Raw genomic sequence first — 9485 nt, 5'->3', positions numbered from 1 at the left:
ATGACGACGGTTCCTCGCGTACTCCTTTCCACCTCGCTCGCCGGACCCGCACCATCTGGCAGTGCTGGCACGTCCCGGCTTTGTCAGGGCCGCTTGCCACCCTCCTCGGCATCACCCAGATCAGGCTGCCCTCAGCTTCACCACCCCGCCACGACAGGGCAGTTGACGCAGGTCTCTCACCTCCGTACGGACCATCAGCACCTCACGGCGCACACCTCCCTGGCGAAATAGGCGGCCGCCCGGCGCAGGATCTCGCGCTCCAACTGCCACTCCTTCTCGGCCTTCAGCAGCCTGGCGTTCTCGGCCCGCAGCCGGGCCAGCTCATCGGCCTGACTCTCCGGGTCGCTCCCGCCCCGGACGGCCGACACGTTGCCCCCGGTGTCCTTGCGGACCCATGTGCGCAGTGTCTCCCCGGTGATCCCGAGCTCGGCGGCCACGGCCGCGTACGTGCGCTTGCCGTCGCCCGCGCGATACAGCGCGACGGCGTCCCTCCGGAACTCCTCCGGGTACGGAGACTGGCGTCCCACCTGGACATCCCTCCCTGGACCATCAAGATCCATTGTCAGGGTGTCCACTCCAAGGGATCAGCCTCATTGCGGTCCACCCCCAGCGACGCGGCCAGCTCGGTCTTCGAGCGGCCCGCGTACCAGTGGACGTAGATCTCGGGGATGTCGACCACGACGAACGTCCTCCTTGCCATCCGGGCCGCCCATCGGCCTTCCGAACCACGGGCCGACGGCCGGACACGCGCCTCCGCGATGACCAGGTCCCTCGATCCCGAACTCCGTCTACCCCTGGAGAATTAGGAGAATTCTGGATGAGGAATTACATGACGCTCAAACCACCCTTGATGGGGAAAGCGTGATCGCTGACATCGTTCCGCTCTCACGCAGATATCCAGCCGCTCTCGGACCGAATCCATTTCAATCCTGGCTATTGACGCGATGCAGCGCGGCGGGCGGGAATTGAGGGACCAGACCACGTTCTCCGCTCCGAGTGCACACCGCAGCTCGGGGTGGCCGTGGTCCCGATCGCTCGAGGAGAGGCACGTGCCCATGCTCCTACGCGCGTCGCGCGCAAGCAGACGGCGCCGCGCATCTCGTCAACCCGAGCCGAGCTGCACGCATGAGGCAGGACTGAGGCCACTTTCCACATGAGCTGCCAGACGACCTCGACACACGTCTGAGAACGAGCTGGATGGAGCGCAAGGATCGATGTGACGAACGGGAAGAGCGTCGGACTCGGTGTTCTGGGCTGCGCCGACGTCGCGGCGCGGCGTGTTCTGCCGGCGGTCGCCGCGTCGTCCTCCATCCATCTGGTCGCGGTCGCAAGCCGAGACTGGAAGCGAGCCGAGCGGTACGTCCGGCAGCACGGCGGCGACGCGGTCACCGGATACGAAGCCCTGCTCGACCGCGACGACGTGGATGCTGTCTACGTTCCGCTACCCGCGGGGCTGCACGCCGAATGGATCGAACGGGCTCTGCGTGCCGGGAAACACGTGCTCGGCGAGAAGCCGTTGACCACCTCGATTGACGACACCCGGCGCCTGTTCGAGCTCGCTGAGCAGCTCGGCCTCGTGATGCACGAGAACTTCATGTTCTGCAACCACCCGATGCACGCTGAAGTACTTCGGCTTGCGGCGAGCGGGGCTGTGGGCGACGTGCGTTCGTTCTCCGCGACGTTCACCATCCCAGGACGCCCGGAAGGCGACATCCGACTGCGGCCAGATCTGGGTGGGGGAGCCCTTTACGACACGGGTGGCTATCCGCTGCGCGCAGCGCAGATGTTCCTCGGTCCGGAGCTGGAAGTCCGCGGCGCGTTTCTGCGGTTCGCCGGGAGCGCCGTCGACCTGGGCGGCTCTGTGCTGCTCGTCCGTCCGGACGACGGTGTGTGGGCGAACCTGACGTTCGGCTTGGACGACGCTTACCGTTCCACCTACGCGCTTGCCGGCAGCGCGGGCCGCATCGAGGTTGATCACGTGTTCACCCCACCGGCCGACCATCTGCCGACGGCCCGACTGACCACGCCTTCAGGCACCGTCCCGGTGTCCTTGCCGGCGTACGATCAGTGCCGCGCTTCGGTGCAGAGGTTTGCCGATGCCGTTCTCGGTGCAACCGCATTCCCTTCGCGGGAGGCGGTAACCAGCATCAACCAGGCACGCCTGACCGACGAGATCCACGAGTTCGCGCAGGCACTCGGTCCACCCGCTCACCGCCACACCGAGGAGGAATCGTGACAATTCCGGTGCAACAACGTCAACGCGACGGTGGGGTCGCCTGATGCGAGTGCTGATGTTCCTCACGCCGGCGTCGTCACACGTAGTGGCAACTGCCCCTCTGGCTTGGGCTCTGCAAACCGCCGGGCACTCAGTGCTGGTCGCAAGTCAGCCCGAGGCCGTCGAGATGATCCAGGCCGCCGGCCTCGTCGCCACGCCCCTCAAGGCTGGACTCGATCTCATGGAAACCACGGCCCAGCCGGCGTCGATCACCGAACAGATGATGAGCTCGCTGGATCTCAACGACGCCGAGGAAGTCGTCAGGATCACGGTACGAGAATTCGTTCTACCCTCGTTGGCCGGCTACACCTCACTTGAGGCCGCTCCCTTGGTCGAGGCGTGCCTCGAACTGATCGACGGGTGGCGCCCGGACGTCATCGTGTGGGATGGCGGATATTACCCGGCGGGAATCGCCGCGCACATGACCAAGAAGCCGCAGGTGCGCCTGCTCTGGGGCCGCGATTGGGAGGGAATGCTCCGTCACCGACTGCGGGAGCTCGGCGCCGGAACAACCGATGTGCTGGCCGAACACTTCGCCCCGCTGCTCGAGCATCTCGGCATCGAGTTCGACGAGAGGATGCTGCTCGGCGAAGCCAGCATCGACCCGAACCCCGTCGAGATGCGGTGGCCGACCGGCTTGGACTACCTTTCCGTGCGCTGGACGCCCTACACCGGGCCGGGTGTAGTCCCGGACTGGGCGACAGCACCCGCTCCGAACGGTCGCATCTGCGTCTCTCTCGGCTTGAGCTACCGGGAACTCGCTGACGACAGCGACGTACCGATCGTTGAGATCCTGCGAGGACTGGCCGAGCTCGGCCCCGAGGTCGTGGCAACTCTCGACGCCCGCCAGGTCGCGCCCGGCACGACTTTTCCGGACAACGTCCGACTGGTGGACCACATGCCGCTGTCGGCGTTGCTGAGCACCTGCTCCGCCGTCGTCAACCACGGAGGCACCGGGACCTGGAGCGCAGCGCTGTCGCACGGCGTCCCGCAAGTCATCATCACCCGTCCTCACATGGACTACCCCCGCTTCGGCGAGCACACCGAGGCCGCCGGCGCCGGCGTCCACATCCCTCTCATCGAGGACCGGCAGACGATGGCTGACGCGGTTGTGCGCGCGGTGGCCCTGGTCCTGAGCGACCCGGCCTACGTCGAAAGTGCCCGGGCGCTGTTCGCGCGGACCAACCGAGCACCTTCTCCCGCGGAGTTGGTAGCGAAGATCGAAGACATGGTACGAGTTTGAGGGGCGCCGGCGAGTGACTGGGTCGGCTTCGGGCGCTGCTGGAGCCGACCCAGAACCCTGTCACTCAGCCATGGCCCGATCGTCCAGTCGTAATTCGCGAAAAAAATGAGTCTTCTAAAGACTTAAGAGGTCGCTCCGCCGCGCTCGGTGCCACTCGCGTCTCGTGCCAGTGTGATCGGGCCTAGCCAAGTGCGGCAGCCTCACTTGGCTAGTTGTGTATGTGCTGGTGACTGCTCGTCCAATGGTTACGGCGTCCGAGTTTGCGTCGGCGGTGGCCGTGCTTACGGCGGACGCGCTATCCGCGATTCCATTTGTACGTCACTCCACCAGCGCCGGTTGGCTTGATCTGGTGTAACAGGCCCCGGCACCTTCGCGGCCTGTTACACGATCACCACCCCCTTGGTCACACCCCTGACCAGGCGTGATCCGCAGGCGTCGCGTAGGGCGCCAGTAGGTTTCGACGATCTTGCGGAGCAGTGGGGCCTGCTCTACGCTGTATCGCGTACTGGGGTTCCGGGCTGATTATATGAGGGGGCTTGGTTGTGAGGCAGGGGCGGCTGGACGCTTTCGGCCCGTATGCCCGCACTCGTGCCTGCGCTTTTTGAGTCGTCACGCACGGTAATTTCAACTGTCGTAGATACGGTCCTTTCGGCCTCTTCGAGGAGGCCCAGGGGAAATCGCGATCATGGGGGGTTGACGTCTTAATGTCGGAGAAGTCTCCTTATTTTGGTGTTCTGGGTCCGCTCGAAGTGATGCTGGGCGGAGTTCCATTACCACTCCGGCGTAATCGCCAACTCGTCGTGTTGGCGATGTTGCTCCTGCGTGCCAATCGTGCCGTGTCGGTCAACCAGTTGGTGGACGCGCTCTGGCCGAGGAACCCGCCGAGTACCGCTGTCGGTCAGGTGCAGACCTGCATTTGGTCCTTGCGCAGGATGCTCTCGGCAGGCCGGGACGGATGCAACATAATCGAAACCAATTCCACCGGGTACACGTTGCGCGTGCCCGATGGCAATCTGGACACCGACGTGTTCGAGATGCACGCTCGTGCCGCAGATGAAGCTGTGGCACGCATGAATCACGTCGAGGCGGTCGAGTACGGACGGCGAGCCTTGTCGACAGTACGTGGAGTCGTGCTCGGCGAGATCGACAGCCCTGTTGTGCAGGCTCTCGCCGCAAAATGGGAGGAACGTCGTCTCCTGGTGGTCGAGCAGTGCATCGAGTTGGAGCTGGAGCAAGGGAAGTTCGTCGGGGTCATTCCGGAACTGGCGTCCCTCGTGCGGCAGTTCCCGCTTCGAGAACGGTTGCTCGAGCAGTACCTGCGCGCTCTGCACGGAAACGGCCAGCGGGCGGAAGCACTCTCCGCGTACCGTGCTGGCCGTCACGTCATCGCCAGCCAACTGGGCCTTGAGCCGAGCGGCACCTTGCAATCCCTGCAGCAGCGCATTCTGGCGGGCGAGTCGGCGGAGGAGTCCTCGCCGCAACCACAGTTGGCGGTGACCGGCACCGTGCCGGTACAGGCTCCGCCGCCTGTCGTCACGCTCGTGGGCCGGGTCGGCGCTGTGGACACGATCTCCAGCCTGTTGGCCGGCCCGCCGACGCTGGAGCACCGGATCGCGCTGGTCGTCGGGCCGATCGGGTCCGGCAAGTCGGCGCTCGCGGTTCGGATCGCTCACGACCACCGTGCGCTCTTCCCCGACGGCGTGCTGTACGTGGACATGGGTGCCGAGCGCGAAAGGGAAGCGAATTCACTCATCTCAACGACCCTGCGCTCTTTTCTGTTCGCTCTTGGCGTGAGCGAACGAGAGATTCCGAGTCACGAGGCCGATCGTGTGACGCTCTATCGCAATTTGACCGCCACGCGACGTGTGCTCGTCGTCGTTGACAACATGGACAACTTGGATCACGTCGACAACATCGACTCGCTGCTGCCATTCGGCTCTGGGTGCGCTCTTCTCGCGACCAGCAGGAGAGAACGGCCCGACCTCCCGAGCGCACGCATTGTCCGCCTGGGTCCGCTTGGCGACAGCGAAGCGGTCGCGCTGCTCGCATCGATCATCGGGGACGATCGGGTGGAAGCAGAACCCGACAGCGCTCTCTCGCTCGTCCGCGCCGCAGGCCATCTGCCGATAACGACCTGCGCGTTGGCCACCCGACTCGCTTCACAACCGCGGTTGCCCTTGGGACACGCCGTTGCCCAGTTCCGAGACAGTCGCCAGGCGGAACGTCTGCTGACCCACAACGGACTGAATCTGCGTGCTCGGCTCGCAGCCGGTGTCGAAGCGCTTCCCGCCGATGCGCGGTGGCTCTGGTTGGTGCTGAGCGACATTCCGGTCCCTGACTTCGCGGTCTGGTTGGTCGCTCGCATCGTGGGAACCACGTCGCCTCGCGCCGACGAGTTGCTCGAGCTCCTGCTCGACCGCGGCTTGATGGAGCTGGCCGGCCCAGACACCGCTGGACAGCTGAGATACGGCTTCAACTGGGCTGTGCGGGTCTTCGCGATGGCCCAAGCCGCGGAGCAGATCAGCATCGAGGAGCGGGACACAGCGAGGACACGGGCGGCGCACGCGTGGATCGAGTTGGCCGGTACGGACGGAGATGACCTGACGAACGGCCAAGCGCGGGGCAACGGGGACACCGGGCTGTCGAGCGCACCGACGGTCTCCCGGCCGGAGCGCGGTAGCGAGCTCGGTGGCGGCCAGATCCCCGACCGATACCGGATTCCGCGAGTAGACCCGGCAATCCGGTTCGCGGCCGAGCGAGACGGTTACGACTTCGCTGTGCGGCATCTCGGTGCCGAGGGACGGTGCGCGGGCATGTGAACCAGCGCAGCTGATCACAGACGTCGTGAGAAGCCTTTCCCCAGCGGACGCCCCGGTTCCGGCGGCCACGAGAGGTCGTTCTGAGGCTTTCATTTCGAGGTGACTCATGCCTGTTGCGGCGTCAGGATCAGGCCGGTCTCGGCGATGAAGCCGTCCAGAAGACCGGGGCGGTACTGCATGCGTTTGAGCCGGGTCCTTGCCAGCGCAGCGAGTTGGTCGAGGGTACCGGCAGCCAGGTTGGCCAGGGACTTCTTCAGGTTCGACCACACGCCCTCATCTGGATTCAACTCTGGGCAGTACGGGGGAAGCCGAAAGACGGTCAGCCAGGACCGGGTGGCGAGCAGCGCACGCATCGCGGCGTCGGTGTGCTGGGTGGAGTTGTCCCACACCAGCACGATGTCGCGGCGGCCGAGCTGCTGGTAGGCGGCGTCCAGCAGCGCGGCGAGCTCCGGCTCCCGGAAGCCCTTCTTCTCCGTCCGACGGCCGGGGTGGTGGACCAGGATGCGGTAGATCAGCCGGGTGCGCTCACCCGGCCGGCAGCACACGGCGCCGGCCAGGGAGATCCGGCCGGAACCCGCATTCACCCGGACCGTCGGGGTGAGGCCCCGTGGGGACCAGGTCGTGGCCCGGGGCGGCCGCAGGCTCTGTCCCGCCTCGTCGGCGAAGACGAGCCAGGCATCCTTCTCYCTCACGGTCTTTTCACGCGCGGCCAGGCCTCCTTCACCCAGGTGGCCGCCGCCTCGTCGTCGCGTTCGRCGGCCCGGTGCCGCGGGATCTGTGCCGTCCAGCCCATCTGATGCAGGATCCGCCACATCTGCGGCACRCTGGGCGAGACAKGGMAGTGCCGGGCGAGGACGGTGGAGATCCTGGCCAGGGYCCACCGCTGGTCCTCCGTCCAGCCGTGCGCGGCCGGCCCCCGCTCCAGCTCCGYCTCCAGCCAGGCCCGCCACTCGGGCCTGATCCGGCTCGGCCGGCCGCTGGGCCCCTTGGACCGCAGCGCCTCGGTGCCGCCGGAGGCCCACCGCCGGTGCCAGGCGYAGGCCGACTTCCGCGAGATGCGCAGCCGCTCGGCCACCTCCGGCGGCCGGATTCCCTGCTCGAACATCTTGGCGGCCTCGAACCGCACCCGCTCCCGCCGGGCCCGCTCGGCCGACGTCTGGCCGCCACTGTCGGGATACCTCATGCCACCGGCCTACACCCGTCAGAGACAACCGGCACCCTGAACCGAAAGCCTCAGACGGCTCTCAACCTCATCCGTATCGCCGCCTGGTGGAACGGCCACCCCCTCGACCGCGCCAACCACAGCCACCTCGCCAGGCTCCAACTCTCCCTAGCTTCATGACAGTTGGAATTAACCACCAAGATCGCGCAACGCTACCGCGACCGACTCAAACTCGCGGCCTGATCAACAACACTCCGATTGGATCTGCACCCTTCTTCGACAGCTCCCTGGGCAGGGCAGACCCAATGAGGGAGAGTCGGGTCAGCAGGTCGTGCTGGGGCGCATGGCGCTGTCAACAAGTGCCAGGTGCCGCTCCGGCACGGTGACGATCCCAAGGTCTGCGAACCACCGCAGCCACACCGGTTCCAGTCCTGGCGCAACGGCGAACTCGTCGGCAGAAAGATGTCCTTGGGCATAACGCACGGTGCGCTCAGCGAGCCTGCCCACCTCATCGGACGTGCACCAGCGCACGTTGCGGGTCTCCCGTGCACAGGGAGCCAGCACCCCTTCCGCGGTCGCCCGGAAAACCGTCCAGTAATGGCCGATCCCCCGCAGTCCGGGGACCCGACGGCACTGGTTGCTGCGCCATCTTTCCGCGATCATCTCCAGCCCGCGCACCACGAGACCGAGTTCCTCGGCCACTTCCGCACGGGCCGTCTGCTCAGGGGTGCCGTGGTCGTCAACGTGGCCTGCGGCCGGGGCAGCTCCGGAAGGAAAGGTTGCCCGGTCAAACAGCAGAAGGCGACCGTGCTCGTCGCCGATGACAACACCTACGGACTGGTTGTCGCAGATTTTCACAAAGATATCCGCTCAGGGAGAACTGGTGTGAAAGGTCGCGGGGTTGCCGGAAGCGAACCTCACCTGGTGAGGAACTTACTAGAAGATAAAGGGTGATTCTCCTACGTCAAACGCCCTCTACCGAGGGTTCGCCAGGACTTCGACCGGGGGATCCCCTGCTGATCCAGGAAGGTCTGGAAGGCGGTCGGCGGTCGTGGCGAGGGGGTTTCCTCGGTCGGTGGCAGTCCTCTGAGGCGCTCGATGTTCACGACGATTGCTGTGAACATGTGCTGCAGGTGGGCTTTCGGCTGTCCTCGGTAGCGGCAGTAGCGCATGCCGTGTGCACGGGCTCGGCATGGATCACGCCGGTCTGGCCTCAGGAGCTTGGGGCCAGGGCTCCGTACTGGGCTAGCGCGAGGGGGAATGCGCGGGTGTCTGCTTTGCGCTGGCTCCAGGGGCGCGTAGCGCGGAGCGCTGGAGTGTGACCAAGGCCGCAGCGAGCAGCCCCAGCGCCCCGATGACGGCGAGAGCGAACCTGGGGCTTGCCTGCTCCACGATCTGGCCGCTGATCGACTGACCAACAGCCGCGCCCAGCGTCATGCTGGTGATGATCCAGGCGAACCCCTCTGCTATCTCCTCCCGCGGTACGGCGGTCTGCAGAGCCAGAGAATGCGCTGTGGACTGCACGGCGATGAGGCATCCGGCAAGGAGCACCGCCAGCGTGACGCCGATGGGGGAGCGGGGGATGGCTGTGGCGGCCACCAGAACCGCGAACCCCGCGAGGAGGGCGGGAACGCGGTGCTCGATGGCTCGGGGCACGGCGCGTGCGCCATAGGGGATGGCGAACAGGATGGATGTGATGGTCCAGCCGCTAAGTGCCTGTCCATGAACTGATCATTTCGAGGTTGGCGGGGCGGTGGCGCGGGCGAGGCGGCGTCGCATCAGGAGGATCATCGACCAGTGGACCATGGCCTCGTGGTGCTCCGGTAAGCGCTCGTAGTCGCGGACACACCGGCGTCGCCGGCAGATCCACGACAGAGTGCGCTCGACCACCCAGCGCCTCGGGAGCACCACGAAGCCCTTCACGTCGTCGCTGCGCTTGACGATCTCCAGCGTGACCTGGACCTTGTCTTTGGCCCAATCCACGAG

At 66.0% G+C, this 9485-nt stretch carries 8 protein-coding genes and 2 pseudogenes; 3 read left to right on the top strand and 7 right to left on the bottom strand.

Annotation, left to right across the window (positions count from 1 at the left end; genetic code table 11):
- Positions 1-213: 213 nt before the first annotated feature.
- Positions 214-527: pseudogene (locus DIZ27_RS43205) on the bottom strand (transposase); the annotation flags it as partial.
- Between the two features lie 689 nt (positions 528-1216).
- On the opposite strand from DIZ27_RS43205, the gene DIZ27_RS43195 reads away from it, so the two are divergent.
- From DIZ27_RS43195 to DIZ27_RS43185, 3 genes are all read left to right on the top strand, one after another.
- On the top strand, positions 1217-2236 hold the full coding sequence (locus DIZ27_RS43195; RefSeq protein WP_181384003.1) for a Gfo/Idh/MocA family protein: 1020 nt from the start codon (positions 1217-1219) through the stop codon (positions 2234-2236).
- A 55-nt stretch (positions 2237-2291) separates the two neighbouring features.
- Positions 2292-3518, top strand: coding sequence for a nucleotide disphospho-sugar-binding domain-containing protein (locus tag DIZ27_RS43190; RefSeq protein WP_258308881.1), 1227 nt, complete (start codon positions 2292-2294; stop codon positions 3516-3518).
- A gap of 704 nt (positions 3519-4222) precedes the next feature.
- Positions 4223-6337, top strand: coding sequence for a BTAD domain-containing putative transcriptional regulator (locus tag DIZ27_RS43185; protein WP_109383745.1), 2115 nt, complete (start codon positions 4223-4225; stop codon positions 6335-6337).
- 104 nt (positions 6338-6441) lie between these two features.
- On the opposite strand, the gene DIZ27_RS43180 is transcribed toward DIZ27_RS43185, so the two are convergent.
- From DIZ27_RS43180 to DIZ27_RS43160, 6 genes and pseudogenes are all read right to left on the bottom strand, one after another.
- Complete coding sequence (locus DIZ27_RS43180; protein WP_109383744.1) at positions 6442-7029, bottom strand: transposase; 588 nt, start codon at positions 7027-7029, stop codon at positions 6442-6444.
- Positions 7026-7520 (bottom strand): winged helix-turn-helix domain-containing protein, encoded by a 495-nt coding sequence (locus DIZ27_RS43175; RefSeq protein WP_109383743.1) that lies wholly within the window; start codon positions 7518-7520, stop codon positions 7026-7028. Before DIZ27_RS43175 ends, DIZ27_RS43180 begins: the two co-directional genes overlap by 4 nt.
- A 300-nt stretch (positions 7521-7820) precedes the next feature.
- The gene (locus DIZ27_RS43170) at positions 7821-8357 is read right to left on the bottom strand and encodes an NUDIX hydrolase (RefSeq protein ID WP_258308880.1); all 537 of its coding nucleotides are present in this window, start codon (positions 8355-8357) and stop codon (positions 7821-7823) included.
- A 101-nt stretch (positions 8358-8458) separates the two neighbouring features.
- A complete protein-coding gene (locus tag DIZ27_RS43165; RefSeq protein WP_258308879.1) occupies positions 8459-8671 on the bottom strand; it encodes a transposase in 213 nt (70 codons plus the stop codon).
- 73 nt (positions 8672-8744) lie between these two features.
- Positions 8745-9203: pseudogene (locus DIZ27_RS46390) on the bottom strand (MFS transporter); the annotation flags it as partial.
- 27 nt (positions 9204-9230) lie between these two features.
- The coding region (locus DIZ27_RS43160; RefSeq protein ID WP_146229132.1) for a transposase at positions 9231-9485 on the bottom strand (255 nt) is incomplete at its 5' end.

Origin of the sequence: Streptomyces sp. NWU339, from assembly GCF_003143855.1 — a bacterium.
Lineage (GTDB): Bacteria > Actinomycetota > Actinomycetes > Streptomycetales > Streptomycetaceae > Streptomyces.
Note: the sequence above shows the minus strand (reverse complement) of the source record. Positions and strands in the feature narration are given on the sequence as shown.

Coding starts and splice junctions, on each gene's coding strand:
- DIZ27_RS43165 (WP_258308879.1), bottom strand. CDS start 8,671: ATGCGCTACTGCCGCTACCGAGGACAGCCGAAAGCCCACCTGCAGCAC.
- DIZ27_RS43190 (WP_258308881.1), top strand. CDS start 2,292: ATGTTCCTCACGCCGGCGTCGTCACACGTAGTGGCAACTGCCCCTCTG.
- DIZ27_RS43185 (WP_109383745.1), top strand. CDS start 4,223: ATGTCGGAGAAGTCTCCTTATTTTGGTGTTCTGGGTCCGCTCGAAGTG.